This window comes from Streptomyces sp. NPDC001933 (assembly GCF_042890955.1).
Lineage (GTDB): Bacteria > Actinomycetota > Actinomycetes > Streptomycetales > Streptomycetaceae > Streptomyces.
This window is the reverse complement of record NZ_JBIASS010000001.1, coordinates 487,156-513,954: the sequence shown is the minus strand read 5'-3', so window position 1 is coordinate 513,954 and position 26,799 is coordinate 487,156. Positions and strand designations below refer to the sequence as shown.

Genomic DNA, 26,799 nt, shown 5'->3' with positions numbered 1-26,799 from the left:
GGCCGGCGGGCGGATGCTGGTCAGGCGGCGATCCACGCCGAAGGGGTGCCAGGACGATGTGTTCGTCCCGGCACCCCTTCGGCCCTCCGGGGCCTCGGCCCGTCGGCGCGGTCAGGGCTGCCTGCTGCCCAGCGCCTCGTCCGTCGCTCTCGGGTCCGGCACCGGCGCCGGCAGCTCCGGGCCGTCCAGCGGCTCGGCCGCCGCCGGTACGGCCACCGGCCGCAGCCTCCGCGGCCCGGCCAGCGCATGGGTGAGCGCGAAGCCGAGCATGACCACGGTCGCTCCGCCCACCGCGTCCAGCACCCAGTGATTGGCCGTGGCGACGATCGCGGAGACCGTGAACAGCGGGTGCAGCAGCCCCAGCGCCTTCATCCAAGCCCTCGGGGCCAGCACGACGACGACCACACCGCACCAGAGCGACCAGCCGAAGTGCAGCGAGGGCATCGCCGCGTACTGATTGGTCATCGCGGTCAGGCTCCCGTAGTCCGGCTTCGCGAAGTCCTGGACGCCGTGGACCGTGTCGATGAAGCCGAGCCCCGGCATCAGGCGCGGCGGGGCCAGCGGGTAGAGCCAGAAGCCCACCAGCGCGAGCAGTGTGGCGAAGCCGATGGTGCTGCGGGCCCAGCGGTAGTCGGCGGGGCGCCGTACGTAGAGCACACCGAGGATCGCCAGCGGCGCGATGAAGTGGAACGTCGAGTAGTAGTAGTCGAAGAAGGCCCTCAGCCGGCCGACGTCCACGACCGCGTGGTTGACCCGGTGTTCGATGTCGATGCGCAGCCACTGCTCGATGGCGTGGATCTGGCGGCCGTGGTGTTCGGCGGTGGCGCGGCCGGCCGTCGCCGCGAGCCTGACCTGGGCGTACGCGGCGTACACGACCCTGATCAGGAGCAGTTCCAGCAGCAGGTTGGGCCGGTTCGGCACCCGCCGCCAGAACGGCAGCAGCGGAATCCGGCTCCAGCGGGCCGGGACCGGGGCGGCGCGGTCCGTGGGAACCGGGTGCTGCCAGTACTCCGAGGTGCGCGGCAGGAACGGCACGGCGCAGGCCGCGGCGAGCGCGGCGATCAGCAGCACGTTGTCGCGCAAGGGGAAGAGCGCCTCGATGTTCGGCAGCAGCATCGTTCCCGGCAGCGTGATGACGAGGACCACGACGGCGGGCCAGACCAGCCGGTCGCGGGCCCGCCTCCCGACCCGGCCGACCACGGCGAGCAGCACCCAGAGCAGCTGGTACTGCCAGGCGGTCGGCGAGACGGCGACGGCGACGCAGCCGGTCACGGCGACGGCGAGGAGCAACTGCCCGTCGCCCGCGTACCGGGCGGCACGGCGCAGCCCGAGGAGGCAGACGGCGGCCGCCAGCACCACGAAGAGCGCCACCTCCAGCGGGCCCGTGAGCCCGAACCGGAGCAGGGCGCCGTGCAGGGACTGGTTGGCGAGGCTGTCCGCGCTGCCGCCGAGCCCGGAGCCCGCGACATGGTTCACCCAGTACGTCCACGAATCGCCCGGCAGCGCGGCCCAGGCGAGCACCGTGCAGACGGCGAACACCACGCCGCCGGTCGAGGCGGCCTGCCGGCGCCCGGTCAGCCGGAGGAGCACGGCGAAGAGCAGCACCGTCGGCTGAAGCGCGGCCGCCAGCCCGATCAGGACGCCCGAGGCGCGTTCCCCGCGGACCGCGGAACAGCCCAGCAGCACCAGCAGGACCGGCAGGACACTGGTCTGCCCCAGGTGCAGCGCGTTGCGGACCGGCAGCGAGAGCATCAGCAGGCTGATCGCGACGGGCGCGGCCAGCAGCGCGGTGCGGCGGGCCACCGGCCCCGGCAGCGCACGTGCGGCGACGATGCCCAGCGCGGCGACGAGCAGCAGCGAGCCGAAGGTCCAGACGACGCCCAGGTTCTCTTCCGCGCTGCGGATCAGCGGTTTCAGCACCAGCCCGGCGAACGGGGTGCCGGTGAACCGGTCGCTGTCGTACAGCGAACCCGGCACGCGCAGGACGCTCTTCCCGCTGATCCACGCCGTCAGGTCGGTGAGCCGTTCGCCCGGTGGCTGCCCTATCACCACCGCCATCTGCCGTACGGCCAGCGCCGCCACGATCAGCCAGAGCAGGACACGGGCCGCCCCGGTCCTCGCTCCGGTCGCCGGATCTCCACGCACACTGTGCTCCGCATTAGCCACGCCGCGTCGGCCCTCCCGCCGTTCCGGTGCCCGCCCCTCGATTCGATCCGGGCACGCTGTGAAACCATCGCATTACGCTACGAGACAGTCACAATCAGCCTTGTCCGCACCTGACCGCCATGCCGGTTTTATCCGAATACGCGTTCGTACAGTCGAAATCGGAGCCGAAATCGGGGCAGAAACCGGAACCGGAACCGGATCCACGGCCGGTACGTCCTCCCCCGTGTTGTCGATCACGTTGTCGATCACGGGGGAGCCGGACGAAACATGCGGTGCGCGAGGGTGAAGCGGAGTGCGCGGGGCGTGCGGGGCGTACCGGGCAGGGAGCGCGGGTGGCCGGCGCGGGCGCTGTCACTGCTGCTGATGCTGGTTTCGCTGCAGCTGGGGTCGCTGATCAGCCCGGCGTACGCCTGTGGCTGCGGGGCCATGGTCCCGAGCAAGGACGCCCAGGTCTCGGTCGACCGGGAGACGTCGGTGGTGGACTGGGACGGCCGGACCGAGCAGATCGTCATGCGGCTCACGGTGCGCGGGAACGCCCCCGAGGCGGCCTGGATCATGCCGGTGCCGCACCGCGCGAGCGTGGACCTCGGTGATCCCGGGCTCTTCTCCGAGCTCTCCGTCCTCACCGAGCCGGAACTCGTGACCAGGCACTACTTCTGGCCCCGCTCCCACGACTGGCCGTTCGCCGGCTCCGGCGGTGCCGGGGACTCGGCCGCCGCTCCGTCGGCCGGGGCCCCGGCGGTCGAGGTGGTCGGCCGGGAGCGGCTCGGCCCCTTCGATGTGGCACGGCTGGCCGCGACCGACCCGGAGGCGCTGGAGAAGTGGCTGCGGGACAACGGCTTCGACCTGCCCGACCGGCTGGCGACCGCGCTGAAGCCCTACGTCGACCAGAAGTGGGAGTACGTCGCGATCCGCCTCGCGCCCCGGGACAGCGGCACTCCGCTCGTCGGCTCGCTCGACCCGCTGCGGCTGCGCTTCGCCAGCGACCGGCTGGTCTACCCGATGCGGCTGTCGAAGCTCGCCTCGACGCCCCAGCAGCTCGGCCTGTACGTCCTCGCCGAGCACCGGATGGAACCGCGCGGCTCCATCGGCGGCGATGCGCCGGAGGTGACGTACGCGGGCAGGATCGACCCCCGGTCGGTGGTGGACGACACGAGGGCGCTCCGGGAACTGACGGGCGAGAAGCCGGTGTTCCTCACCGCGATCGAGCAGTCGTTCCCGCAGCCGGAGCGGATCCACGACGATCATCAGCTGCGCGCGGCCGCCGCCGACACCCCGTACCGGACGAAGGTGTACGAGAACCAACTGCTGACCGTGGGCGGCATCCCCGTCTGGGTGCTGTCGCTGCTCGCGGCCGTGGTGGCAATCGCCGCGGTGCTGCTGGGGCTGCGGGCCCGGCGGCGACGTGCGGCGCCGGGCGTGGTGCCGCCTTCGGCGCCGGCGAGGTGAGCACCGGGGGATTCGAACGCTTGCATACGGGGTGAAGGGCGGTACCCGCCAAACCATTGGTCCACTTGATCGTGTTCAGGTCAGAATTACCGGCATGACCTGGACGCTGGCCCCCGAACCGTTCGACTCCCCCGACTCCTCGCTCCTGCGCCGCGACTACTACGACGAGGTCGCCAGCCGGTACTGGGGACGGCCCGCCACCGCCGAGGAGATCGACGAGGGGCTCACCGGCGACGGGGCCGACCTGCTCGTGCCGCCCACCGGTCAGTTCGTCGTCGGCCGGTTCGGCGGAAAGGCGGTCGCCTGCGCCGGGCTGCTGGTGGTGGACGCGGACACCGCGGAGCTGACCCGGGTGTTCGTACGCCCCGAGCACCGCGGTAAGGGCGGTGGCGGACTGCTCCTGACGGCCGTCGAGAACGCGGCACGCGCCTTCGGCGTACGCACGCTCCGGCTCGACACCCGCGACGACCTGGTCGAGGCGCGCGGGCTGTACGCCAAGCACGGCTACCGGGAGGTCCCGGCGTTCCACCGGCGGCAGTACGCGGAGCACTGGTTCGCGAAGGAGCTGAGCCCGAGGCCGTAGGGCGCACGGGGCTCGTGGGGTTCAGGCCGCGTGGTCCCGCTTCGGTTCGGGGCTGTGCGGCCGTTCCCTGCTCGACCCGTTCGTCTCCGCGGTCAGCTCCTCCACGAGCCTGACCAGGTCGGTCGGCCGGTCCGGCCCCCACCAGTCGCCCAGCAGCTCGGCCATGGACTCCTCACGTGCCTCCGCGAGCTTCACCACGGCTTCCGAACCCGCCTCGGTGAGCACCAGTTGCACGCCCTCGCGGCGGGCCAGCCCGCGTTCCTCCAGCTGCCGGGCCGCGTCGCTGATCACCCGCAGCGGCACCGGGGTGGTGTCGGCGAGCATGGCCGGTTCGACCGTGCCGTGCCGTCTGATCCGCAGCAGCATCCAGCTCGCCGCGGGCAGCAGGTCGTAACCCGCCCGCGCGGTGATCTTCACGTAGATCTCCCGGCGCCCCGCACGCGTGGCGAGCACCGAGAGGGCGCGGGCGCATTCGTCGTACGAGGACCGCTCGACCGGGTTCGACGCCAGGGTCTCGCTGGCCTCCGGAGCGGTCACCGAGCCGCGCAGCTTGTCCTCCTTGAGGAACCAGGCGAAGGCGAAGGCGATCAGCACGACGGGGGCCGCGTACTGGAACACGTCCGTGATCGACGTCGCGTACGCGTGGAGCACCGCCGGCCGCAGCGCGGGCGGCAGTTGCCCGATGGCGCGCGGGTCGGAGGCCAGCCCGTTCACATCGGCCCCGGGGGGCAGCGGTTGCCCGGCGAGCGCGACGGTCAGTTTGTCGATGAGCCGGTTGGTGAAGATCGTGCCGAACACGGCGACGCCGAACGAGGCGCCGATGGAGCGGAAGAAGGTGGCACCGGAAGTGGCGACGCCGAGGTCCTCGTACGTGACGGCGTTCTGCACCACCAGCACCAGGACCTGCATCACCAGGCCGAGCCCCGCGCCGAAGACGAAGAAGTAGCTGCTCATCACCCAGGTGCTGCTGGTCTCCGTGAGCCGGTGCAGCAGCATGAGTCCGATCGCGGTGAGGCCGGTGCCCACGATCGGGAAGACCTTCCAGCGGCCGGTGCGGCTGACGATCTGCCCGGACGCGGTCGAGGTGATGAGCAGGCCCAGCACCATCGGGAGCATGTGCACACCGGACATCGTCGGTGAGATGCCGTGCACCACCTGGAGGAAGGTCGGCAGGTAGGTCATCGCGCCGAACATCGCGAAGCCGACGACGAAGCTGATGACGGCGACGAGGGTGAAGGTCCTGATCCGGAAGAGCCTCAGCGGGATGACGGGTTCGGCGGCCCGGCGCTCCACGTACACGAAGGCGATCAGCAGCAGGACGCTCAGGACGGCGAGGCCGATGATCTGGGCCGAGCCCCATGCCCAGGTGGTGCCGCCGAGCGAGGCGACGAGGACCATGCAGGTGGCGACGGAGGCGATGAGGAAGGTGCCGAGGTAGTCGATGGTGTGCTTCGTGCCGCGGACCGGGATGTGCAGCGCGGCGGCGATCACCAGGAGCGCCACGACGCCGACCGGCAGGTTGATGTAGAAGACCCACCGCCAGCTGAGGTGCTCGGTGAACAGACCGCCGAGGAGCGGTCCGAGGACACTGCTCGCACCGAAGACCGCACCGAACAGGCCCTGGTACTTGCCGCGTTCGCGCGGCGCGACGATATCGCCGACGATCGCCATCGAGAGCACCATGAGCCCGCCGCCGCCGAGGCCCTGAAGAGCCCGGAAGCCGATGAGCTGGGGCATGTTCTGGGCGATGCCGCAGAACGCCGAGCCGATGAGGAAGATGACGATGGCGGCCTGGAAGAGCTTCTTGCGGCCGTACTGGTCACCGAGCTTGCCCCAGAGCGGGGTCGCCGCGGTCGACGCCAGCAGATAGGCCGTGACCACCCAGGAGAGATGTTCCAGGCCGCCGAGGTCGCTGACGATGGTCGGCAGTGCGGTGGAGACGATGGTCTGATCGAGTGCGGCCAGGAGCATGCCGAGGAGCAGCGCACCGATGGGCACGAGGACCGACCGCGTGGAGGGCTCCTCACCGGGGGCCGGGGTCGGGGCCGGGGGGCTCAGGTGCTGGGCCATGGACATCTCCTCGGGTCCGCTACATCCCCATCCTGGCCTTTTCGTGCCGTTACGGCCTGCCGAGTCGGCGCTACGGGAACGGGCGCCGCGCTGCGGTGCGCGGCGCCGGTGTGCGGCGTTGGGCATTCCGGCGGCGCGCTGCATAATCGCAGGGCATTCAAGGGGAGGGACCCACAATGACCGGACATATATGCCCGGAGTGCGGTACGGACAGCAGACCCGGAGCCGGGTTCGGAGACGGTTCCGGGGCGGGGGCCGGGTGCGTATGTGCGCGGCGGGCCGTCGAGCAGCACCGGGCCGCCGAGCGGTCGGCGGCCGAGAAGGCGGAGATGGCGGCCGCCGAGGACTTCGATCCGTTGCGGATACGTCCGTACGTGACGCTGGGGGTCGACAGCGCCCCGGCGGGCGGCGACGAGACCCCGCAGGAGCGCGGGCCGCACCACCCCCCGCAGGACGCGGCCACGACGATGCCGCTCTTCCTCGGCCCGACCACGGAGGGCCCGCTGCCCGACGCCGTCGGTCCTGACGGCCCCGGCCTTCCCGCCGGGGCGCCCGGCGAGGAGCCCGGCAACCCTCGGCGCCGCCGCCCCTTCGTGGCCGTCGCCGTGGCGGCGACCCTGGCCACCGTGGTGGGCACGGCGGCCTTCGCGACCGGGCTCCTCGGCGGCGGCGACAACGGGGACACGGACCGGCGACAGGCCCTGCCCGGCGCGGCGGTCGACGTGCCCGAGGCGAGCATCCCCGCGACGAAGCCGGCACCGGCCTCCGGGCCGCCCTCGCCCTCCGCGTCGGCCTCCGTGTCACAGTCCGCACCGGCCTCGCCCTCACCTTCGGCAAGCACCTCGCCATCCCCCTCCGCGTCCACCGCCTCCACACCGCGCCGCCCTCCGTCGCACCCTCGCACCCCGCGAGCAGCCCGCCGCCGGCCGAACCGCCCGCATCCCTGGCCGGCCCCACGCTGCGCCGCGGCGACCAGGGTCCCGCGGTGGCCGAGCTGCAGCGCCGCCTGGAGGAGGTCTGGCTGTACCACGGACGCAACGACGGCGACTACACGAACCAGGTCGAGCACGCGGTGAGCGTCTACCAGTCGTACAAGTCCATCGAGGGCGATCCGCCCGGGGTGTACGGCCCCAGCACCCGCCGCGCGCTGGAGGCGGAGACAACCGGCCAGTGACCGGTCGATGGCCGGCCGGTCGCGTTCCGCCGCCTCGCCCGCGTTCCGCCGTACCGGCCACCCGAAACCGACGGAATTGGCTTTCTCGGACAGGTTTTTGTATCGTGATGGAACAAAGTAGCCTCCGCCCGCCACCCCCTGACCGGCGGGCGAGGCTGCTTGTTCTCTTTCCCGCGTCGTCGCTTCCCGGCGTCGTCGCTCCCCCGCGCTCTGGAGCCCGCCCATGCCGGCCACCGTCATCACCGCCCGCGCCCTCCTCCTGGACATGGACGGCACCCTGGTGAACTCCGATGCCGTCGTGGAGCGCTGCTGGCGGCGCTGGGCGCTGCGCGAGGGGCTGGACCCGGAGGCCGCGCTCAAGGTCGTCCACGGACGGCAGGGGTACGCCACCATGGCGGTGCTCCTCCCGGACCGCCCGATGGAGCAGAACCACGCGGACAACCGGGCCATGCTCGCCGAGGAGACCGCCGACACCGAAGGCGTCGTACCTATCGGCGGCGCACCCGCCTTCATGGACGCGATCAGCGGGCTGCCGCACGCCCTGGTCACCTCGGCGGACGAGGCGCTGGCCCGGACCCGGATGACCGCGTCGGGCCTGCGGATGCCCGCCGTCCGCGTCACCGCCGAGAGCGTGGGCGCCAGCAAGCCGGATCCCGAGGGCTTCCTCAAGGGCGCGGCCGAGCTGGGCTTCGACCCGGCGGACTGCATCGTCCTCGAGGACTCGGAGGCGGGCATCGCGGCAGGCCGGGCGGCGGGCATGCGCGTCGTGGGCGTCGGCCCGCGCGCCGGAGCGCTCTCCCCCGACGCGCACGTCGAGGATCTGACGCAGATCCGGGTGGAAGCCGCCCCGGACGGCTCGATCCGACTGCTCATCAGCGCGCGCTGACGTCACTCCCGGTGCAGCCGCCCCCGCGCCACCAGTTCGAGCACCGCCGTGACGGCCACCGCCTGCACGGCCATCAGGGCGACCAGTACGAACAGCTGCACGGCCCCCGCCTGCACCGGTGAGGCGCCGCCCAGCAGCATGCCCACGAAGGCCCCGGGCAAGGTGACGAGCCCCACCGTCCGGGTCTGATCGAGCCCCGGCAGCAACGCGTCCGACGCCGCGGGCCGGGCGATCTCCAGCCGCGCGTCACGGTCGAGCAGCCCGAGCGCCATACCCGCCTCCACCTCCCCGCGCCGGGTCGTCAGCTCGTCCAGCGCCCGCCTTCCGCCGAGCACGGTCGCGGTCAGCGCACCGCCGATGAGGATGCCGGTCACCGGGATCAGCGCGATGCCCCGGACCGGCACGAGCCCGGTGAGCAGCAACAGGGCGACCACCGGAACGACCCCTGCCGCGATCGGCAGCGCCGCCCACCACCAGGTGCGATTGCGGGTGACCCGGCGGCCCGCGGTCCGTACCGCCACGGCGTACATCAGCGCCACGAACCCGAGCAGCGGCGCCACCGAGTGGACCACCCAGCCGATGAGCAGGGAGACGGCGGCGAGTTGGACCGCGGCCCGCAGCCCGGCCAGCAGGATCTCGCGCGACCGGCCGAGCGAGGCCAGAGCGGCGACCGTGGCCCCCGCGGCGAGCAGCAGGGCGAGTACGACCCCGAGCGTGATGTTGACCGGTAGCAGCACGCCGCGACCCTACAACCGGCCCGGCCCGACCGGTCGCGCGAATCAACCGCCCACACCAATGAGCTGTCGCCGCGTCAGCCTGTGCGCCCGCGCAGATGTGGACGTACGCCCCCATGCCCCAGCCCTGTTCGTCAGAACCCTTGATGTGACGTGCCCATGTCGCCACTCTGTTACCTGGTGCCCACCCCACGGAAACCTGGCACGGCCACGATGGCCGGGCTTCATGGGTCACCCGTCCAAGGTCCCCCCACATCAAGGGAGTTCGCATGTCTGGTGTCTACGCGCGTCGCATCGCCGTCCTCGCCGCATCCGCCGCCTTTGCCGCAACCACCGGCCTGCTCACCGCCCCCACCGCGCAGGCAGCCATGCCCACCCCGGTCTCCGCCTCGACCGCCCGCACCTACCTCAGCGAACTGACCGTCGCCGCGGAGGGCTCGTCGAGCGGCTACAGCCGTGACAAGTTCCCGCACTGGATCACCCAGTCGGGCGCCTGCAACACCCGCGAGGTCGTCCTGGAGCGCGACGGCACGAACGTGACGCAGAACTCCAGCTGCGCCGCCGTCAGCGGCACTTGGTACTCGGAGTACGACGGAGCCACCTGGACCGCCGCCGCCGATCTGGACATCGACCACATGGTTCCGCTCGCCGAGGCCTGGCGGTCGGGCGCCAGCAGCTGGACGACCGCCGAACGCCAGGCGTACGCAAACGACCTGACGCGTCCTCAGCTCATCGCGGTCACGGACAACGTCAACCAGTCCAAGGGCGACAAGGACCCGGCCAACTGGATGCCCTCACGCACCGCGTACAAGTGCACGTACGCGCGCGCCTGGGTCCACGTGAAGCACTACTACGACCTGACCGTCGACTCGGCCGAGAAGAGCGCCCTGCAGTCCATCCTGAACAACTGCTGAGCGGAGGTACGGAGCCGTGCGCACCGCACGGCTCCGTACCCGCGGGCGCACCCCTTCCCCACTCCTGCCCCCGGCGCGTTTTCGGCCGAGTACGGCCGGTCCCGGCCGGTGCCCGCGCACCCCGGGATCCCGACGAGCAGCGGTGGCCGGCGCACGGCACCGAGCCGGCCCGCCGACCGCCCGAGAACCCCCTTGCCACCCCGGCCCGCAGAGAGCCGGGGCACGCCGTCGCCGCAGCCCCTGCCGCCACTGGTCCACAGAACGTCGCCGGAGTGTTCGGAGCCGTATCCCCTCCGAACACTCCGGCGACGTTTTGTTCGCCGTCAGGCGATACACCCCATACCTGCGCAGCCGTGCCGCGCACCCCCGCCCAAGCACCGGGCGGCGCCCCGGGACCCGCATCCGGCAGCTGACCTGCCCCGCCCGCGCGCACCTCGCCGCCGGACGCCCCGGAGCCGGTTTCCGCTCCCGCCGGAGCCGGACAGGACGGCGGACCGGCGGGTCGCCCGCACAGCACTGCCGGACGGAGACGCCACCGGCCCAGTGGTACACCACCGGCGGACCACGGCTCGGCAGCGGGCCCACTCCTTTCACTCCGCGTGGCCGGAAAGTTGCGCCGCCATTGGTTCAGGCCAAGACAGCAAGGAGAGGTCCGCAGTTGGATGCGGTGACGAACCGGAGCCTGACTGAGAACCATGGGGCGACTTTCGGCCAGTCGACAGAATGTTGAACTTGCAAGCATTTGTGAGGTTTCCCTAACCTGAGGCACTCAATCGGTTCACGTCCCCCCCAGACCGAAGGAGCCCTCCCCCCATGCACACACGCTTGAACCAGGCTCAGCCCTACGCACTCGGCCTCTTCCGGATCGTCATCGGCCTGTTCTTCACGTGCCACGGCGCCGCCTCACTCTTCGGCGTCCTCGGCGGCGCCATGAACGGCGGCTCCATACCCGCCGGCACCTGGCCCGGCTGGTACGCGGCGGTCATCCAACTCGTCGGCGGCGCCCTCGTGACGGTCGGACTCGGCACCCGCATCGCCGCCCTGGTCTGCTCCGGCTCCATGGCGTACGCCTACTTCAAGGTCCACCAGCCCGAGGCCCTGTTCCCGCTGCAGAACGGCGGCGAGCCCTCGGCCGTCTTCTGCTGGGCGTTCCTGCTGCTGGTCTTCACCGGCCCCGGCGCACTGGCCCTGGACCGGCTGTTCGGCCGGGGCGGCACGGAGCACGACAAGGACCGCGCACCCGAGCAGGCACCGCCCGTAACGGTCTGATCCACACGCTCCCGCACGCCCACCCGCACCCGCCGCCCACGGACCGCTCTCCCGCAGCCGGCGCCGTGCGGACCGCGTCTCACGCACGTACGGCGGACCGCCCTCACGTACGTACAGCGGACCACTCCTCACGTACATCCGGCAGGACACCCGGAACCGATGCTTCCCATTTCCGGATGTACGTGAGGTTCCCAACATCGCTCGTATTTGTGGATCACCGGATGAACGCCAGGCGTACGCTCTACAGCTGACCCTGCCGCTCCTGCCGCTCCCCTGCGACGTCGCGGCGTTGTTCCGAATCGGGGAGTAGTAGGTGCTTGAGAGTGTGGGCGCACTGACCGGCAGCCCATGGATCTACGCCGTGGTCGCCCTTTCGGTGCTCCTGGACGTCTTTCTGCCCCTGCTGCCCAGCGGGGTCCTGGTGATCACCGCCGCCACGGCCGCCGCCGCCGGTTCGACGACCGTCGCGGGCGCGGGCTCCGCGGAACAGGTGACCGAGGTTCCCTCGCTCCTCGCCCTGATCCTCTGCGCGGCCGCCGCCTCGGTGCTCGGCGACCTCGTCGCGTACCGGCTGGCCTGGCGCGGCGGGGAGCGACTGGACCGGGCCATAGCCCGCTCCCGCCGCCTCACCTCCGCGCAGGAGCGCCTCGGCGCCGCCCTCGCCCGGGGCGGCGGCATCCTCGTGATCATCGCCCGCTTCGCCCCGGCCGGACGCTCGGTGGTCTCCCTGGGCGCGGGCGCCGCGCACCGCAAGGTCAAGGAATTCCTGCCCTGGTCGGCCCTGGCGGGCGTGGCATGGGCCGTCTACAGCGTGGGCCTCGGCTACTTCGGCGGCCAGTGGCTCGGTGCTACGTGGGTGGGCACGGCCGTCTCGGTCCTCGCCCTGTTCATGGCGGGCGCCCTGGCCGCATATCTCATGCGCCGCCCGGCGGCGGAGGCGGCCGCCTCCGCATCGGCGACCGCCACGGCCACTACGGCGTCCTGACCGCGCCCCGGACCTCCAGCCCGTCCAGCAGTCTGACGGTCGCCTCGGTGATCTCGTCGACGGCCCGGTCGAACACCTCCTGGTTGTGCGCGGCCGGAGCGCGGAAGCCGGACACCTTGCGCACGAACTGCAGGGCGGCGGCCCGGATCTCTTCCTCGGTGGCCTCTTCGGGGATGGCTGGCGGGCGAAGGGTCTTGATGCTGCGGCACATGACTCAAGTGTGAACCGCACCACTGACAACCACCCGAATCGCCCTCGCTCCCCCGGTCCCCGGCTCCCCGGCTCCCCTCACCGGACCCGTTCGACGGCGGGGAACTCGTACGTACCGTCGAGGATCCCGGCCCCCGGCGCCCGGAGCCCGAGCACGGCCCGGAAGTCCCCGTCGGGCACGGGCAGCCAGTTCGCCGCCGCGACCGGATCGTCCGGCCGCTCCCGCTGGACCCGGACCGTCAGCGAACCGTCCTCCGCATACACCGGGCCGCGCCCCGCCGGATTCTCGCCGATCCGCTGACCGGCCGGGCCGTACCCGGCCATGTCGTACACGGCCAGGGACCAGCCCGCTCCGGCCGGCGGCCGGCCCTCGAAGCGCAGCACGTAGGAGCGGGCCCCGTTCAGCCGCTCGCCCCCGGCGTCACACAGGGTGTGGGCGTACACCGCCTCGTAACCGTGGACGCCCCACAGCGCGCTCCGCGCCGCCACCGCCCTGGTCCGGTAGGACGCCTCCCGGTCGGCGATCCGCCACTGAGGGGAGTCGATGGTCCCGACACCGTAGTGGTCGAGGTTGTAGTCGAAGAGATGCGGCTCCATCACCCAGCCCCCGCGCTCCGCATCGGCCCGGCTCGCCTCCTCCACCCGTGCCCTGCCCCGCACCAGCCCCTCGGTCAGTGCCCGCACAAGGACGGCGTCGGCACGGACGTAGGGCGAGGGCCCTTCCTCCAGCAGCCCCAGCGGCTGGAACCGGTCCTGATACGCCTGGTCGGGCGCGGACGGCGGGAAGTCGGCCATCCACACCCTGAGCTGTTCGAAGAACCGCAGCGCCTCCGGTACGTCGGGGTCGGGCGCGGGCAGCCCCGTGCGGTGGGTACCCGGTTCGACGTACGTGACGGTCAGCTGTTCCTGGAAGGCGCTGACCAGCTCCGGACCGGACGGCCCGCCCGGGCCGTCCGGGCCGTGGCCGCCGCCGGCATCGCAGGCGCTGCGGCCGATGACGGTGACGACGGAGGTGGGCGCGTCGATGACCCCGAGCACGCCGTCGGGCACACGGCCCGCCCAGCCGGGGGGAACGACGAGCCAGTCACCGGCCCGGACAGCGGTGGCGCGCCGGCCGACGTACGCGAAGTTGTCGGTCCACGCGTCGACGAACTGCAGCACGCGGTACGCGCCGTCCGGGCGCCCGCCGTCGGGGTCGGGGACGTGGAGCAGGACCGGCCCGCCGGAGAGGTCGAGATGAGCGACGGACCGGACGGTGTCGTCGCCGACGGACACGAAGGGTGTGTCGGCGGGCACCGGCCGGTCCGCGTGCGCGAAGTGGTTGAAGGGGGTGGGCGGCAGCGGTCCGAAGCCCGTGTACATGGCGCCTTCGACCACCGACAGGTCCCGGACCAGCGGATACCCGTAGACGTACGCCTCGGCGGCAAGAGCGACGAGTTCCACCGCTGCCTCCTCCCGGCCTCCGTACCCCTTCGGCACTCCCCTCAGATGACCGCCTTCGAACGGTCCGTGCACAGGGCCCAGATGACGAACACGTCGATGGCGATGGAGACGACCGCCCAGATCGGCTGGTACGGCAGCCAGACGAAGTTGATGATGATGTTGATGGCGGCCAGCACCACACCCGTGGCACGGGCCCATTCGGCGCCCTTGAGGACCCCCCAGCCGACGACGCCGAGCACGATGCCGAGGACGAGGTGGATCCACCCCCAGGAGGTCACATCGAACTTGAACGTGTAGTTCCTGAGGTGCGCGTAGACATCGTCGGTGGCGAGACCGGAGATGCCCTTGATCACTCCGAGGACACCGTCGACGAGCAACAGGACACCGGCGAAAATGACACCGCTGGCCGCCCAGGGATTGATGTCCCCTTGGCCGGCGGAACCGGCGGTGCCGGGCGTGGGCGCTGTGTGAGCCATCGGAACTCCTTGGGCCTGATCGGGACTGCGGGACAGAACCGACCCTGCGCGCCACCTCCCCGCGCGGCCACCCGGACGCACCCATCCGGGTGGCCTTCCTTCCCGGACAGAAACACCTGCCCACGGCCGTCGCCACGACGAGCGAAGCCGTGTCACGACGAGCGAAACCGCTCACGACAGGGGAAACGGCTCACGCCGAGGGAAGCCGCGTCACCTTCGAGACCTTGCACGTCATCTTGCCCGGAACCTTCCCCAGCCCCTGGGCCTTCTGCACCGACTTCTGCCCCGCCGCCAGATCGGTCGCCGTCGCCAGCCCCGAGGCCCTGCGCGTACCGTCCCCGTCCACGAACTCCACGGACACGATGTAGGAAGCCTGGACGTCGCCGTGGTTCACGATCTCCACATCCGCATCCGGCCACTCGGTCAGCGAGTCCACCTGGCACCGGGTGATCCGCACATCGCCCTCGCCATCCGTGCCCTCCAGGGCCGGCAGCTCCGTGGGCGCATCGGAGGCGTCACCCGGCGCGGGCGCACCGCTCGCAGCAGGAGACCCGCTCTCCGTGGCCTCCGCCCTCGACGGCTTCGACCCGGCCGTCGACGACGTACCGCCCCCGCTCGTCACGGCGACCAGCACGCCGGCCGCCAGCAGAAGGACCACCCCGCCGATCACGGACAAGGTGACGATCAGCCCGGTACGGGACTTCTCGGGCGGCTGCGGATAGCCGTACGCCCCGGGCTCGGGCTGCGGCCAATGCGCATACGGCGACGAGGGCGGCTGCTGACCGGGCTGGGGCGGCGGATAGCCGTACGACATGTATCCCCCCTGGGACGGTGCTGACGTGACCAGGACACGTTACGGCGAGCCGGGGCTTGACTCTCCCGCAGGGGGAGGCCCGAGGGTTACGGACATGAACGGCGACGCACTCCTCCCGATCGGGGATCTGGCCAGGCGGACCGGGCTGACGGTGAAGACCGTCCGCTTCTACTCCGACCGCGGGATCGTGTCCCCTGCCGCCCGCAGCCCCGCGGGCTACCGCCTCTACGGCCCCGACGCCGTGGCACGCCTCCGCCTGGTCCGTACTCTGCGCGAGCTGGGACTCGACCTTTCCACGACCCGCAACGTCGCCGACCGCGAGCTCTCCCTCCCCGAGGTCGCCGCGACGCACGCCCAGGCGCTGACGGTGCAGATCCGTACGCTGCGGATGCGGCGCGCGGTACTGACCGCGGCGGCCGGGCGCGGTTCCACACCCGAGGAGCTGGAAGCCATGCACGAACTGACCAGGCTCTCCGAGGACGAACGCCGTCACCTGATCGACGACTTCCTCACCACCGTGTTCGGCGGCCCGGACGCCGCACCGGCATTCGCCGGAATCATGCGCTCGATGACCCCGGAGCTGCCCGAGAACCCCGGCACCGAACAGGTCGAGGCCTGGATCGAGTTGGCCGAACTGACCCGGACCCCCGACTTCGCCGCCCTCATGCGCCGCCTCGCCACCCACGTATCGACCGACCTCACCCGCCCCGGCCCCACCGCGACGATCCACACCCACGTCACCCCGGCCCTGCGAGCGGGCATCGCCCCGACATCACCCCGGGCCGCCCGGATCATCGAGACGGTCAAGGCCGAATACGCCAACACCACCACGGGCCACGACCTGCTGACCTTCCTGAGAACGGCGAACGACCCCCGCCGCCGGCGCTACCTCCAACTGCTCGCCGTGATCAACTCCTGGCCACCCCCGAACGACCCGGCCCCTGCCTTCACCTGGCTCATCGAGGCCCTCACCGACACAGCTGATGCGGCCGGGACGGGCCGAACCTAAACTGGCGGAGGCCCGGAAACCCCAGGTGAGGGAGGCAGGTCATGGCCAAGCGAGGAAACAAGCGCCGCGCCCGCAAGAAGAAGAACGCCAACCACGGCAAGCGCCCCAACGCCTGAACCGAACCCCCGTGGTGCCCCGAGAAGCGCCCACGCTCCCCAGGGCACCACGGACGCGCCGGTGACGGGTGAGCGGCTACCGGCAGGGCGGCCTCGGGAGGAAATGCCATCCGCCGGGCTCCTGAAGCTCAGGCAAGACTCTCCAGGCCGAGTTTCGCCAGCCGTGACCGAATGGCGCTGGGCTTCCGGCCGAACTGCTTCCCGAGGGTGTCGAGATCGCGTTCACCCTGTTGGTAGAGCGCGAGAAGTCTGGCGTCGTCCTGTTGCGCCCATGGCTGGCCCATCTGCGGGTAGCGGGAGCGCAGTTCGTCCGGCGACGCCCGCCTCCTGCCGGGGTCCGCCTGTGGACAGATCGACTCGATCACGTCCAGCGGGAAATCCCCGACCAGCGTTCCTGTGAGCCAGAGCTCCAGTTGGTCTCCCTCGAACGTGATGCGGTCCGCCAGGACGGTGACCGCTCGCCGGAGGGCGTCGCTGTCGTTCGGGTCCTGCTGGTAGTCGGTGAACGTCACACGGAACGCTGTCTGCGTGCTGGAATCCCCCATGTGGCCATCCTGGCCCCGTGGTCATGGATGCGGAAGATCATTTCTCGCCCGTCCTCGCGACTCCACGCGGTTCGGTCCTACAGAGCGCGGCGGGGGGCGGCACCGACCGCGTCCAGAGCGAGATGCCAGGGAAACCCCTCCGGCCGACGCTCGCCCGGTTGGTTCGGCTCGAAGCCCTGATCACGCTGCCGAGCGGGGCCGCCCCGGTCGGCGGAATGCCGGGCCCCGGCCGGCAAGGGCGACACACTGGAAGCAGCCATCCACACACCGTGTGTTCGCATGCTGTCAGGATGATGCCGCGTCCGCGTACCCCGGGGTCAGGAGGGCCATGACCGCCGACGAGAAGTTCGTTCCCCTGCACCGGCTGGTGTTCGCCGACCCCGGCCCGCCCCGGCACACAACACTGCCCGGCTCCAGCCCTGCCTGGCACTTCACCCGCTACGACGACGTCCGCCAGGTGCTGGCCGACGACCGGTTCATCCGGGCCCTGCTGCCCGCGACGGCCACCTCGCCCCTCACCGAGTCCCCCGACGCCATGACCAAGCAGGACGGCGCCGGCCACCTGCGACTGCGCCACACCGTCAAGGGGGTCCTCACCCCTCGCGGGGTCGCCCGGGTGACGCCCATGGTCGCCGGGGTCACCGACCGGCTCGTCGCCGGGCTCGCCGAACACGGCCCGCCCGCAGACCTCGTCGACCACTACACCCGTCCCCTGCCCATCGCGGTCATGAACAAGCTGCTGGGCGTCCACGACGTCGACGACACCCGGCTGCTGCGCTGGACCGAGCTCGCCTTCCCCGACCCCTTCGTTCCCGAGGACGAAACCGCCGAGGCGGCGAGCGAGTTCACCGAATTCGCCACCCGTCTCATGGCCGATCGCCGAAGCACCCCGGGCCCGGACCTGATCAGCACCCTCGTACAGGCCGCCGACCGCGAAGGCGGCATCCCCGAATCCCAACTCGTCAACTTCGTCAGCACGCTTGTGGTGGCCGGCTACGACACCACCATGACCATGCTGGGCAACGCCCTCCTCTACCTCCTGGACGAACGCCCGGAGGACTGGGCCCGCCTGGGCTCCGACGAAGCGGCCGCCGGCGTACTGGCCGAGCGTCTGACCCACCTGATCCCGCTCAACGACCCCGCGAAACACTTCAACCCGCTGCGGGCCACCGCGGACGTGGAGATCGGAGGGGTGACCATCCGGGCCGGGGACCTCGTCACCCTCGACCGCGGCGCGGCCAACCGTGACCCCGCCGCCTTCCCCGGTGACCCCTTCGCCGACCTGTTCGCCCCGTTGGAACACCCCACCCTCGCCTTCGGCGGCGGACAGCACTACTGCCTGGGTGTCTCGCTGGCCCGTACTGAACTCCGCCTCGCCCTGCACCGACTGGCCGCCCGGCTCCCCGGTCTGCGGCTGACCGTGCCGGTCGACGCCGTCGAATGGCGCACGAGCGCGCTCACCCGAAGCCCCCGGCACCTGCCCGTGACCTGGTAGTCGCCTCCGGCCCGCGAACAAAAAACGGTTGCCTGCGGGCGATGGTGGTGGATCCAATGACCGGCATGATCACCCGGGCGCGCCCGCCGCGGCGAGACTTGACGAACGCGAACCGCCGGCCCCGGCCGGCGCACGATCCGGGCGGACCGCGACCGCAGCACGCCAGGGGGGACGCCGCCCGATGAACACACCCTCGTCGCCGTCCGTAACGGAACACACGGACGGGCCGCCCGTCCGCCTGGGCGCCCTCGTCCCGCTGACACCGCCCGGCTGGGTCGGGGCGGGCCTGCCCCTCGATGCCTGTGGTAGATCGCATTGCTCGTTCGGGTGCGTATCTCGTGCAGGTTCTGGCCCAGATGTCCAGGCTTGGCCTCACGATGTGTCTCCTCGTGAGGATGAAAGAACATGCCGACGTACGTCACCTTGCTGAGCTGGACCGATCAAGGGGTCCGAAACTACAAGGACACCGAAAAACGCTCCGAGGCCTTCGGGTCAGCGGTACAGAAGCTCGGGGCGAAGCTCCTGAGCATCTACTGGACCGTCGGTCCGTACGACCTCGTGGCCATCGTCGAGGCGCCCGACGACGAAACTGCCACGGCAGCACTCCTGCAGCTGGGCGGGGTGGGCAACGTCCGTTCCACGACTCTGCGGGCCTTCGGCCCGGAGGAGATGGAGCGCATCATCGCCAAGGCGGCCGGCTGACGACCCCCGTCGTCCAGGACACACAGCGCGAGGCCGTGAGTCACCTGGACCGGATCCCGAAGCGGCAGCGTCCGACCGTGAGTGACCGCACCCGTTGATGTCAGAAGCAGACGTCGAAGGCCCCCAACCATGATCGGTCGGGGGCCTTCGCACTGGTGGGCGCGGACGGTTTCGAACCGCCGACATCTGCTTTGTAAGAGCAGCGCTCTACCCCTGAGCTACGCACCCGTGGATGAGGCAACAGCGTACATGGACTACGGCCCGTGGTCACAAACGATTCCCGGCAGCAGCGAACAGGAAGCCCCTCGGCGTGCGGGGCGGGGGTTATCCCCACCCCCGCACGGTGGCCGTCCGGATTCTGGTGGAGGCGGGGCGTACGTACGGTGAGGGTCGCAGTATCGGAGCGTCCGCCGTACGACCTGGGGGAAAGATCATCGTGGCAGTCCGTACCCGCACTCTCATCGCGTCCGGTGGCGCCGTGCTCATGGCTCTTGTTCTTTCCGGTTGTGGCAGTACGGATGTCGGCGACGCGCCTGCCGAGCACAAGTCGTTCGCGTTGAGTGGGAAGACGCTGACCATCCGTTCCGGGCATTCCTCGCTGGAGCTCGTGCCGGCCGATGTGCAGAAGGTCGAGGTGACCCGTCGGGTCGACGGTTGGGTGATGTTCGGGGACGGGCCCGATCCCCGGTGGGAGATGCGGGACGGCACCCTCACGCTCGGGGTGAAGTGCGACGCGCTGATCAGTGACTGTGCCGCGGAGCATCAGGTGAAGGTGCCCCGCGGGGTGGCGGTGGTCGTGGAGGGGAACGACGGGAAGATCGTCGCCTCCGGGTTCCGTACGCCGCTCACGCTCACCGCCGACAACGGCGAGGTGACCGTCCGGGACTCCACCGGGCCGCTCGAGCTGGCCAGCGACAACGGTGCCATCGTCGCCGAGGGGATCTCGGCCGGGTCCGTGTCGGCGCGGTCGGACAACGGCAGCATCCGGCTGGGGTTCAGCGCCGTGCCGGATCTCGTGGACACCGTGAGCGACAACGGGGCGATCACCATCGGTCTTCCGGGCGGCTCCGTGAAGTACGCGGTGGACGCCGCCGCCGACAACGGGCGCACCTCGGTGGACGTGCCGCGCGGCAAGGGCAGCGGTCACGTGGTGAAGGCCCGGAGCGACAACGGCGAAGTCACCGTCCGAAGCGTGAACTAACCGGCCCGTGTGTTCGTCCTTACCTGGTGGGAGAATGTACCGGGCAGGGCGAAACGGCACGGGAGAGGGATGTGACGGCGACACACGCGCAGCCGCGGGCGAGAGCGGGTGGGGTTTCCGCCGTCAGGGACGTCTTCGTGCTGATGCTGTTGCCGGTGCCGCTGCTCGCCGCCGCGTTGCCGGCCACCTTCGCGGGTGGTGGTACGAGGCGCTGGTTCGGCGGGCGCGGGGAGAGTCAGCGCGCCGAGGCACAGGCCGCGAAGGACGCCGCCGCCTCGGCCTTCTACGAGCTGGACACGGCCCAGCGCGATCTGCGGATCTCCATCGAGACGATCACCGCGGTGGACAGCTCGCCCGCCGCGCGCAAGGCCGTGGACGACTTCGCCTCTCTCGGGCGGCGGATCGACGAGGTCAGCCATGCGTACATCACGGCAGTCGACGCGCACGACCTGGACCGGGACGAGCTGGAGCACTCGGTCGCCTCCCGCGCACGGGCCGAGCTGACCACGGCCAAGGACGAGCTGGTACGGGTCAAGGCCGAGCTGGACCGGTTCGCGCAGGGGCTCGGTCCGCTGCTGGGCAGTGCGGAGACGCAGCTCGCGCGGCTCGCGCCCGCCGTGGAGCGGGCCCGGCAGGCTCTGCTGGGTGCGAGCAACGCTCTCGACACGGTGCGCGCGTCCGGGCTGCGGGCGGATGATCTCGCCGCCCGGCTGGCGGCTCTCGCCCCCGAGCTGACCAAGCTCAACCAGGGCGCCGGCCGGCACGGCGTCGCGGAGACCCTGCAGCGTGCCGATCGGGTGCTGCGCGATGCCGAAGCGGTACGGGCCGAGGCGGCGAAGCTGCCCGAGCGGGCCGCCGAGATCGACCACCGGCTGGTGTCGTTGCGTACGCGCGCCCAGGCGTTGACGACCCGGGCGGGGTCGGTGGAGCCGGTGCTGAGCGAGTTGCGGCGGCGGTTCTCGGCGGCGTGCTGGCAGGACCTCCAGCCCGTTCCCGAGCAGGCGACCGTCAATGTGCGGCAGGCCGAGGAGAAGCTGAAGGAGGCCGCCCAGGCGCGCGACGAGCAGCGGTGGGCCGATGCGACGTCCCGGCTGAGCACGGTCCGTGCCTTGCTGAACGCGACGGACGAGGCGGTGTCCGCGGCCGGTGACCGGCTGCACCAGCTGGACGGCGTGGCCAAGGATCCGCAGCAGGAGATCCAGCGGACCCGGTTCGCGGTCCGCGACGCACAGCGCCTGGCCATGGACGGCCGGAGCACGCCCGATCCGCGCCATGCCCGGCCGCTGGACGATGCCGTGGCACGGCTGGACCGCGCCGTCGCAGGGCTCGACGGACGTCATCCCGACTACTGGCACTTCCTGACCGAGACCGACGCGGTGCGGCGGACGGCCGCGCGGGTGGTCTCCGAGATCCGTGAGGAGCGCGGGGCGGGCGCCTGAGCGGTGCCGCCGCGCGTGCCGCGGCCCCCCGGGGCTCTGGTGTGCGGTGGCAACGCCTTGGGCGGATCCTGGTAGTACGCCCGAAGGAGACGACCGACATGGCCACCCACGTGCTGCACACCAAGGGGCGACGGGCCCCTCGTTCCCGCAAGGCCACCCGGCTGGACAAGCATCTGCCGGTCGATCACCGGCTCAGCCGCGTCTACCGGGTCGGAGCGGGGCTGATGGGGCTGGTGCTGCTCGCCTTCGGTGTCCTGGGGCTGATCAACAAGATCGGTTTCTTCAACACCGGCGGAGCCACCGTCGCGGGCCTCAACACCAACGGCGCGCTGAGCGTCCTGTCCATCTGCGTCGGCCTGCTCCTGTTCATCGGGATGGTGATCGGCGGCAACTTCGCCTCGACGCTCAACATGATTCTGGGCATCGCCTTCATCCTCAGCGGCTTCGTCAATCTCGCGCTGCTGGAGACCGACTACAACTTCCTCGCCTTCCGCATCCAGAACGTACTGTTCAGCTTCGTGGTAGGCCTGATGCTGATGGTCTTCGGGATGTACGGGCGGGTCAGCGGCGGTCTTCCGCACGACAACCCGTACTGGCGGGCGCGCCACCCCGAGGAGGCCGCGCAGGAGATGCGGCTGAGCGGGAGGGCGACCACGCCGCCGATGCCGGTCGTCCGGCGTACCCCCTGAGCTGCCCCTGAGCCCGCGGTCGCGGTTAGCCTGGGGCCATGCCTCGTTACGAATTCCGCTGCCGCTCCTGCGGAGACACGTTCGAACTCAGCCGCCCGATGGCCCAGTCCTCCGACCCGGCCTCCTGCCCCGCCGGGCACGCCGACACCGTGAAGCTGCTCTCCACCGTGGCCGTCGGCGGGTCGTCCGCCAAGTCCGCTCCCGCCGCCCCGTCGGCCGGTGGCGGGGGCGGCGGTGGCGGGTGCTGCGGTGGGGGCTGCTGCGGCTGAGCGCGGCGGGATGCGCCGGGCGGGCTCCTAACGCTTGCGGGAGAGGGTCAGGCCGTCGGACACGGTCAGCAGCACGCTGTCCATCCGCTGATCGGCGGCCACGTGCTCGTTGAACTCCTTGATCGCCGCCGCCGCGCCGGTCGCGTCCGGGTCGGTCACCGCGCCGTGGAAGAGCACGTTGTCCGTGACGATCAGGCCGCCCTGTCGCATCCGGGGCACCAGCTCCTCCCAGTACGGGATGTAGTTGCCCTTGTCCGCGTCCAGGTAGGCGAGGTCGATGTGCGGCTCGGCCGACATCGCCCGCAGGGTGTCGAGCGCGGGGGCGATACGGAGCTCGATCCGGTCCGCGACGCCCGCCTTCTCCCATGCCTCCCGGCCGTAGGCGGTCCACTCCTCCGAGATGTCGCAGGCGATCAGCCGGCCGTCGGCGGGCAGGGCCTGCGCCATCGACAGGGCGGAGAACCCGGTGAACGTCCCGACCTCCACGATGTGCCGGGCCCCGGTCAGCCGGACGAGGAAGGCGAGCAGCGGTCCCTGTTCCTCGGCCGACTGCATGCCCGCGTACTCGGGCAGGCGCGCGTACGTGGTCTCGACGAGCTCGCGCTGCACCGGGTCGAGCGGTGGGTTGTGCGCCAGCATGTACGCGTACAGCTCGTCCGTGATCCTGGTTTCGTTGCCCTTGGCCATCCTGCGCTCCTCGTCCGTCGATCGGCCGGCGACCTCGCCGCCCGGCGTCAGGACGATCTTGCCTCGCCGGCGGCCCGGAGGAAGTGCCGGAGGATCTCCTCGCCCGCCGCCACCCCTCGCTCGGCCGTCACCTCGGCGTGCGGGGCGCTCCAGCCGGCGTCGGCCAGTTCGCCGTGGGCCGGGCGCCAGGCGCGGTCGGCGGCGAGGAGCAGATCGGCGTCCAGGAGGCTGTCGCCGGCGGCGAGAGTGAGCGTGGCGCCGGTGCGCCGGGCCACCTCGTTCATGGCGGCGCTCTTGGTGAGCGGGCCCGGAACGGCGTAGATCTTGCGGCCCTGCAGGGAGACCGTCCAACCGCGCGTCAGCGCCCACTCCCCCAGTTCCTTGACCCAGTCCTCGGGCAGCAGCGGGCGTTCCACCACGAGGTAGGCGAAGAGGTCCTCGGCGACCCGTTCCTTGAGCAGCCAGGCGGGGTCGGCCGCGGCCAGGAGGTGGGCGCGGACCTCGGCGAGGGGCGCGGATTCCTCGGCGAGCCTGCGGGCCACCTGCCGCTGCCAGTCGGGGTCGGACTCGCCGTCGACGAGCAGGTGTCCGCCGTTGGCGCAGATCGCGAACCGGGGTGCGGGGCCGGGCAGGTGGATGCGTCCGTACTGCTCGCGGGTGCGGGTGGTGGTCGGGACGAAGACCGTGGTGCGGGCCAGTTCGTCCAGCAGTGCCGCGGCCGTATCCGTCAGGTAGGAGAGCGGCTTGTGGTCGTACACCTCCACGCAGAGCAGCTGGGGGGCCGCGGCGTCCGGCATGGCGAGCTGGAGCGCTGCCGTGGAGTAGATCAGGGTGCGGTCGAGGTCGCTGGCGACGAGCGTGACGGGGGCGCCGGCATCGGCCGTCGCCGGGGGTGCGGGGGTGGTCACTTGGACTCCACCGCCTTGCCGTCCGCGCCCGTCGCGCCCCTGGTGTACTTCGGGTGGATCAGACCGACGCAGCTGTACGGGAGTCCGTCGACCTCCTCCACCGGTACGCCCCGCTGCTCGGCCAGCAAACGGATGTGGTCGAGGTCCGCGCCCGCCCCTCGCCCGGCGAGGATCTTCCACGGGACGCGGCGCAGCAGTACGCGGGTCGTCTCGCCGACGCCCGGCTTGACGAGGTTCACGTCGTGGATGCCGTACTCCTCGCTGATGCGTTCCACGGCGGCCCAGCCCTCCCAGGTGGGCGCCCGATCGGCCGCGAGCAGCTCCTTGACCTCGGCGTCCACGGCGTCGACGACCTCGTCGAAGTGCGCGGCGACGGTGTCGAGGAAGTGGCCCGACACATCGGTGTCCGCAAGCTCCCGGTAGAACTTCGCACCGTGGAAGTCCTCGGGGCCGACCAGGTCGGCGCGCAGGACGGTCCGCGAGATCAGCCCGGAGACGGTGGAGTTGAGGCAGGCGGACGGGATGAGGAAGTCCTCGCGGGTGCCGTAGGTACGGACGCAGCCTCCCGGGTCGGCCAGTACCGCGATCTCCGGGTCGAACCCGTCGAACCCGTCGAGCGCCGCGGACAGTTCGCGGGTGATCGCGCCCTTGCCGGTCCAGCCGTCGACGAAGACGACGTCCGCCGGGTCGTGGTGGGCGGCCAGCCAGCGCAGGGCGTTGGCGTCGATGCCTCGGCCCCGCACGATGGAGACGGCGTAGTGCGGCAGGTCGATGCCGTGCCGGTGCCTGGCCCAGCGGCGCATCAGTACGCCGACGGGCGTGCCGGCCCTGGCGAGCGAGACCAGGACCGGGCGGGGGCCGCGCTCGGCGAGGACCGTCTCGGTGACGGTGCCGACGGCGCGGGCGACGCGGGCAGCCGACAGCTCCAGCGCCGCCTTGAACAGCTCCTGGTACTCGGCGGACGGCTGGTACTCGACGGGCAGCGACTCGGCGTAGTGGGCGCCGCCGCTCTGTATCGCCTCCTCGCGTTCCTCGGTGGGCGCCTCCAGCTCGGTGTCCGAGAGGTCCTGGAGTAGCCAGCCGACCTCGTCGGGCGCGTAGGAGGAGAAGGCGGGGCCGCGGAGGGGCTCGGGCAGCACGGGGGGTTCCTGCCGTTCGGGGGCGTGCGGGTGGGGGCGCGACGGTACGTACGAGGGGACGACCGCGAGCAGGACGTGGTCGGTGTGCGCGGCGAGCTGCGCCAGCAGGCCGTCGGGGGCGTGCAGTTCGGGGGTGTCGGCGGCGGAGTCGACGGCGAGCACCACGGCGTCGAAACCGGCGCCCGCGACGTTGTACGCGTACCGGTCGCCGGGCCCGTCGGCCGGGTTGTCGTGGGCCGGGAAGACCAGCCGGGTCCGTATCGCGTAGCCCGGGTCGTCCACGGCGAGGACGGGGGAACGCGTGGTGGTGGAGTAGCGCACCTCGGCGTCGGTGTGGTCCTCCAGGGCCGTGCCCAGCCGCAGGGGGGCGTACATCAGCTCCTCGAAGCCGAGGACCAGTACGCGGCGGGCGTCGCCCAGGGCTCCGGCTATGCGGGCGGCCATGGCGGGGAGGGCTGGTTCCAGGACGGCCCGGTGGGCGGGGGTGAAGCCGTGCCGTCCGCCGTCGGGCACACCGGCGGGCCACCGGAGGTCCACCCGGGTGCAGGGCCTGAAGCCGGGGGCGGCGGTACCGGCGGAACCGGCCGCTCCGTGCGCCGTGGCACCCGCAGGCCCGGACTCGTGCGCGGCGACCAGTGCCTGGCCCTTCGCCAGCACGCCCTCCGGGAGAATGACCGTGCCCGAGCCGCGCGCCACCAGGTCGACGCGGGCGCCGATCTCCGCGGCGAACCCGGCCAGCCGTCCCCGGTCGGCCGGCGACCTCATGTCCACCAGGGCGACGATGACGTAACGGCTCCGCGGATACCGCTCGTGCAGTGCGCGGATGGTGTTGAGCACGGTGTTGCCCGTGGAGAACTCGTCGTCCACCAGGACCAGCGGCGCGTCCGTGTCCGCGCCCTCCGCGCCCTCCGCGCCCTCCGTGCCCTCCGCGCCTTCCGGACCCGCCGGGCCGCGGTCGCCGGCCAGTAGTGCCGGGTCCTCCGGGAGCAGCAGGTGCGAGGTGGCGTGCGAGTGGGACTCCTCGAAGCCGCCCGCCCTTGCCACGCCCTCGACGGGGCGGCGGGTCGAGTGGAGGTACGGTGCCACGCCCAGCCCGTCGGCGACCGCGTGGCCGAGGCCGGTCGCCGTCTCCGCGTAACCGAGCACGACGGCCCGGCACGCCTCGGCTTCACCGAGGAGTTCGCGCACCCGCCGGCCGAGCTCGAATCCGGTGCCGTAGACCACGGAGGGCTTCTGCGGCACGTGCTTGCCGAGCACGTTCGACACGAGGAGGTGGGCCCGCTTGGGGTTGCGGCGCAGGGCGAGGCCCAGCAGGTCCTTCAGCTCTCCGTCGCCGTCGGACCTCCCGTCGCCGACGAGCTCGACGCCCAGTCGCTCCGCCACCCAGCTGCCCGACCACACCACGTCCGCCGTCTCCTTCTCCTTGG

Annotated in this window: 26 protein-coding genes and 1 tRNA gene; 15 read left to right on the top strand and 12 right to left on the bottom strand. The window is 71.6% G+C overall.

Annotated elements, in window-relative coordinates:
• Positions 1-111: 111 nt before the first annotated feature.
• Positions 112-2,145, bottom strand: coding sequence for a bifunctional glycosyltransferase 87/phosphatase PAP2 family protein (locus ACFYY7_RS02245; RefSeq protein ID WP_388655884.1), 2,034 nt, complete (start codon positions 2,143-2,145; stop codon positions 112-114).
• Between the two features lie 384 nt (positions 2,146-2,529).
• On the opposite strand from ACFYY7_RS02245, the gene ACFYY7_RS02240 reads away from it, so the two are divergent.
• Together ACFYY7_RS02240 and ACFYY7_RS02235 are read left to right on the top strand one after the other, a co-directional pair.
• Complete coding sequence (locus ACFYY7_RS02240) at positions 2,530-3,615, top strand: DUF2330 domain-containing protein (RefSeq protein WP_388657085.1); 1,086 nt, start codon at positions 2,530-2,532, stop codon at positions 3,613-3,615.
• A 94-nt stretch (positions 3,616-3,709) separates the two neighbouring features.
• Entirely contained in the window at positions 3,710-4,198 is a 489-nt protein-coding gene (locus tag ACFYY7_RS02235) for a GNAT family N-acetyltransferase (protein ID WP_388655882.1), read from the top strand.
• 21 nt (positions 4,199-4,219) lie between these two features.
• On the opposite strand, the gene ACFYY7_RS02230 is transcribed toward ACFYY7_RS02235, so the two are convergent.
• Positions 4,220-6,268, bottom strand: coding sequence for an MFS transporter (locus ACFYY7_RS02230; RefSeq protein ID WP_388655879.1), 2,049 nt, complete (start codon positions 6,266-6,268; stop codon positions 4,220-4,222).
• A 985-nt stretch (positions 6,269-7,253) separates the two neighbouring features.
• Between ACFYY7_RS02230 and ACFYY7_RS02225 the strand changes: the two genes are divergently transcribed.
• Both ACFYY7_RS02225 and ACFYY7_RS02220 read left to right on the top strand, forming a co-directional pair.
• Entirely contained in the window at positions 7,254-7,442 is a 189-nt protein-coding gene (locus ACFYY7_RS02225; RefSeq protein WP_388655877.1) for a peptidoglycan-binding protein, read from the top strand.
• 223 nt (positions 7,443-7,665) lie between these two features.
• Positions 7,666-8,328 (top strand): HAD-IA family hydrolase, encoded by a 663-nt coding sequence (locus ACFYY7_RS02220; RefSeq protein WP_388655874.1) that lies wholly within the window; start codon positions 7,666-7,668, stop codon positions 8,326-8,328.
• A 2-nt stretch (positions 8,329-8,330) separates the two neighbouring features.
• Here the strand turns inward: ACFYY7_RS02220 and ACFYY7_RS02215 are convergent, their stop codons facing one another.
• Entirely contained in the window at positions 8,331-9,065 is a 735-nt protein-coding gene (locus ACFYY7_RS02215; RefSeq protein ID WP_388655871.1) for an ABC transporter permease, read from the bottom strand.
• A gap of 266 nt (positions 9,066-9,331) precedes the next feature.
• On the opposite strand from ACFYY7_RS02215, the gene ACFYY7_RS02210 reads away from it, so the two are divergent.
• From ACFYY7_RS02210 to ACFYY7_RS02200, 3 genes are all read left to right on the top strand, one after another.
• The gene (locus tag ACFYY7_RS02210; RefSeq protein ID WP_388655868.1) at positions 9,332-9,976 is read left to right on the top strand and encodes an HNH endonuclease family protein; all 645 of its coding nucleotides are present in this window, start codon (positions 9,332-9,334) and stop codon (positions 9,974-9,976) included.
• An 813-nt stretch (positions 9,977-10,789) separates the two neighbouring features.
• On the top strand, positions 10,790-11,245 hold the full coding sequence (locus ACFYY7_RS02205) for a DoxX family protein (protein ID WP_388655865.1): 456 nt from the start codon (positions 10,790-10,792) through the stop codon (positions 11,243-11,245).
• Positions 11,246-11,558: 313 nt separating this feature from the next.
• The gene (locus tag ACFYY7_RS02200) at positions 11,559-12,230 is read left to right on the top strand and encodes a DedA family protein (protein ID WP_388655863.1); all 672 of its coding nucleotides are present in this window, start codon (positions 11,559-11,561) and stop codon (positions 12,228-12,230) included.
• Here the strand turns inward: ACFYY7_RS02200 and ACFYY7_RS02195 are convergent.
• The 4 genes from ACFYY7_RS02195 to ACFYY7_RS02180 all read right to left on the bottom strand — a co-directional run bounded on the left by ACFYY7_RS02195 (position 12,217) and on the right by ACFYY7_RS02180 (position 15,173).
• Positions 12,217-12,441 (bottom strand): DUF2277 domain-containing protein, encoded by a 225-nt coding sequence (locus ACFYY7_RS02195; protein ID WP_124717878.1) that lies wholly within the window; start codon positions 12,439-12,441, stop codon positions 12,217-12,219. The genes ACFYY7_RS02200 and ACFYY7_RS02195 overlap by 14 nt on opposite strands.
• A gap of 77 nt (positions 12,442-12,518) precedes the next feature.
• Positions 12,519-13,883 carry a DUF1254 domain-containing protein gene (locus ACFYY7_RS02190; protein ID WP_388655860.1) on the bottom strand — a complete coding sequence of 455 codons (1,365 nt, stop codon included), beginning with the start codon at positions 13,881-13,883 and terminating at the stop codon, positions 12,519-12,521.
• A 41-nt stretch (positions 13,884-13,924) separates the two neighbouring features.
• Positions 13,925-14,359 carry a hypothetical protein gene (locus tag ACFYY7_RS02185; RefSeq protein ID WP_388655857.1) on the bottom strand — a complete coding sequence of 145 codons (435 nt, stop codon included), beginning with the start codon at positions 14,357-14,359 and terminating at the stop codon, positions 13,925-13,927.
• A 190-nt stretch (positions 14,360-14,549) separates the two neighbouring features.
• The gene (locus ACFYY7_RS02180; protein WP_388655854.1) at positions 14,550-15,173 is read right to left on the bottom strand and encodes a hypothetical protein; all 624 of its coding nucleotides are present in this window, start codon (positions 15,171-15,173) and stop codon (positions 14,550-14,552) included.
• Positions 15,174-15,267: 94 nt separating this feature from the next.
• Between ACFYY7_RS02180 and ACFYY7_RS02175 the strand changes: the two genes are divergently transcribed.
• Positions 15,268-16,182, top strand: a complete 915-nt coding sequence (locus ACFYY7_RS02175; RefSeq protein ID WP_388655852.1) for a MerR family transcriptional regulator — start codon at positions 15,268-15,270, stop codon at positions 16,180-16,182.
• A gap of 41 nt (positions 16,183-16,223) precedes the next feature.
• Positions 16,224-16,298 (top strand): 50S ribosomal protein bL37, encoded by a 75-nt coding sequence (locus ACFYY7_RS02170; protein ID WP_015034725.1) that lies wholly within the window; start codon positions 16,224-16,226, stop codon positions 16,296-16,298.
• A gap of 128 nt (positions 16,299-16,426) precedes the next feature.
• On the opposite strand, the gene ACFYY7_RS02165 is transcribed toward ACFYY7_RS02170, so the two are convergent.
• Positions 16,427-16,843: a hypothetical protein gene (locus tag ACFYY7_RS02165; protein ID WP_388655849.1), complete on the bottom strand. Its 417-nt coding sequence runs from the start codon at positions 16,841-16,843 to the stop codon at positions 16,427-16,429.
• A 328-nt stretch (positions 16,844-17,171) separates the two neighbouring features.
• Between ACFYY7_RS02165 and ACFYY7_RS02160 the strand changes: the two genes are divergently transcribed.
• Together ACFYY7_RS02160 and ACFYY7_RS02155 are read left to right on the top strand one after the other, a co-directional pair.
• Positions 17,172-18,338 carry a cytochrome P450 gene (locus ACFYY7_RS02160; protein WP_388655846.1) on the top strand — a complete coding sequence of 389 codons (1,167 nt, stop codon included), beginning with the start codon at positions 17,172-17,174 and terminating at the stop codon, positions 18,336-18,338.
• A 405-nt stretch (positions 18,339-18,743) separates the two neighbouring features.
• Positions 18,744-19,040, top strand: coding sequence for a GYD domain-containing protein (locus ACFYY7_RS02155; RefSeq protein ID WP_388655843.1), 297 nt, complete (start codon positions 18,744-18,746; stop codon positions 19,038-19,040).
• 153 nt (positions 19,041-19,193) lie between these two features.
• Here the strand turns inward: ACFYY7_RS02155 and ACFYY7_RS02150 are convergent.
• Positions 19,194-19,268: transfer RNA gene (locus ACFYY7_RS02150), tRNA-Val, on the bottom strand.
• 208 nt (positions 19,269-19,476) lie between these two features.
• Between ACFYY7_RS02150 and ACFYY7_RS02145 the strand changes: the two genes are divergently transcribed.
• The 4 genes from ACFYY7_RS02145 to ACFYY7_RS02130 all read left to right on the top strand — a co-directional run bounded on the left by ACFYY7_RS02145 (position 19,477) and on the right by ACFYY7_RS02130 (position 22,638).
• Positions 19,477-20,241, top strand: a complete 765-nt coding sequence (locus ACFYY7_RS02145) for a hypothetical protein (RefSeq protein WP_388655840.1) — start codon at positions 19,477-19,479, stop codon at positions 20,239-20,241.
• A gap of 71 nt (positions 20,242-20,312) precedes the next feature.
• On the top strand, positions 20,313-21,680 hold the full coding sequence (locus ACFYY7_RS02140; RefSeq protein WP_388655837.1) for a hypothetical protein: 1,368 nt from the start codon (positions 20,313-20,315) through the stop codon (positions 21,678-21,680).
• Positions 21,681-21,778: 98 nt separating this feature from the next.
• A complete protein-coding gene (locus tag ACFYY7_RS02135; RefSeq protein WP_388655835.1) occupies positions 21,779-22,369 on the top strand; it encodes a DUF4383 domain-containing protein in 591 nt (196 codons plus the stop codon).
• 38 nt (positions 22,370-22,407) lie between these two features.
• Complete coding sequence (locus tag ACFYY7_RS02130; protein WP_266733278.1) at positions 22,408-22,638, top strand: zinc ribbon domain-containing protein; 231 nt, start codon at positions 22,408-22,410, stop codon at positions 22,636-22,638.
• A 27-nt stretch (positions 22,639-22,665) separates the two neighbouring features.
• On the opposite strand, the gene ACFYY7_RS02125 is transcribed toward ACFYY7_RS02130, so the two are convergent.
• From ACFYY7_RS02125 to ACFYY7_RS02115, 3 genes are read right to left on the bottom strand one after another with little or no spacing between them, the layout of a single operon-like run.
• The gene (locus tag ACFYY7_RS02125) at positions 22,666-23,325 is read right to left on the bottom strand and encodes an O-methyltransferase (RefSeq protein ID WP_388655832.1); all 660 of its coding nucleotides are present in this window, start codon (positions 23,323-23,325) and stop codon (positions 22,666-22,668) included.
• Positions 23,326-23,372: 47 nt separating this feature from the next.
• Positions 23,373-24,233, bottom strand: a complete 861-nt coding sequence (locus ACFYY7_RS02120; protein WP_388655829.1) for an HAD family hydrolase — start codon at positions 24,231-24,233, stop codon at positions 23,373-23,375.
• Positions 24,230-26,776 carry a phosphoribosyltransferase gene (locus tag ACFYY7_RS02115; protein ID WP_388655826.1) on the bottom strand — a complete coding sequence of 849 codons (2,547 nt, stop codon included), beginning with the start codon at positions 26,774-26,776 and terminating at the stop codon, positions 24,230-24,232. Before ACFYY7_RS02115 ends, ACFYY7_RS02120 begins: the two co-directional genes overlap by 4 nt.
• Positions 26,777-26,799 lie beyond the last annotated feature (23 nt).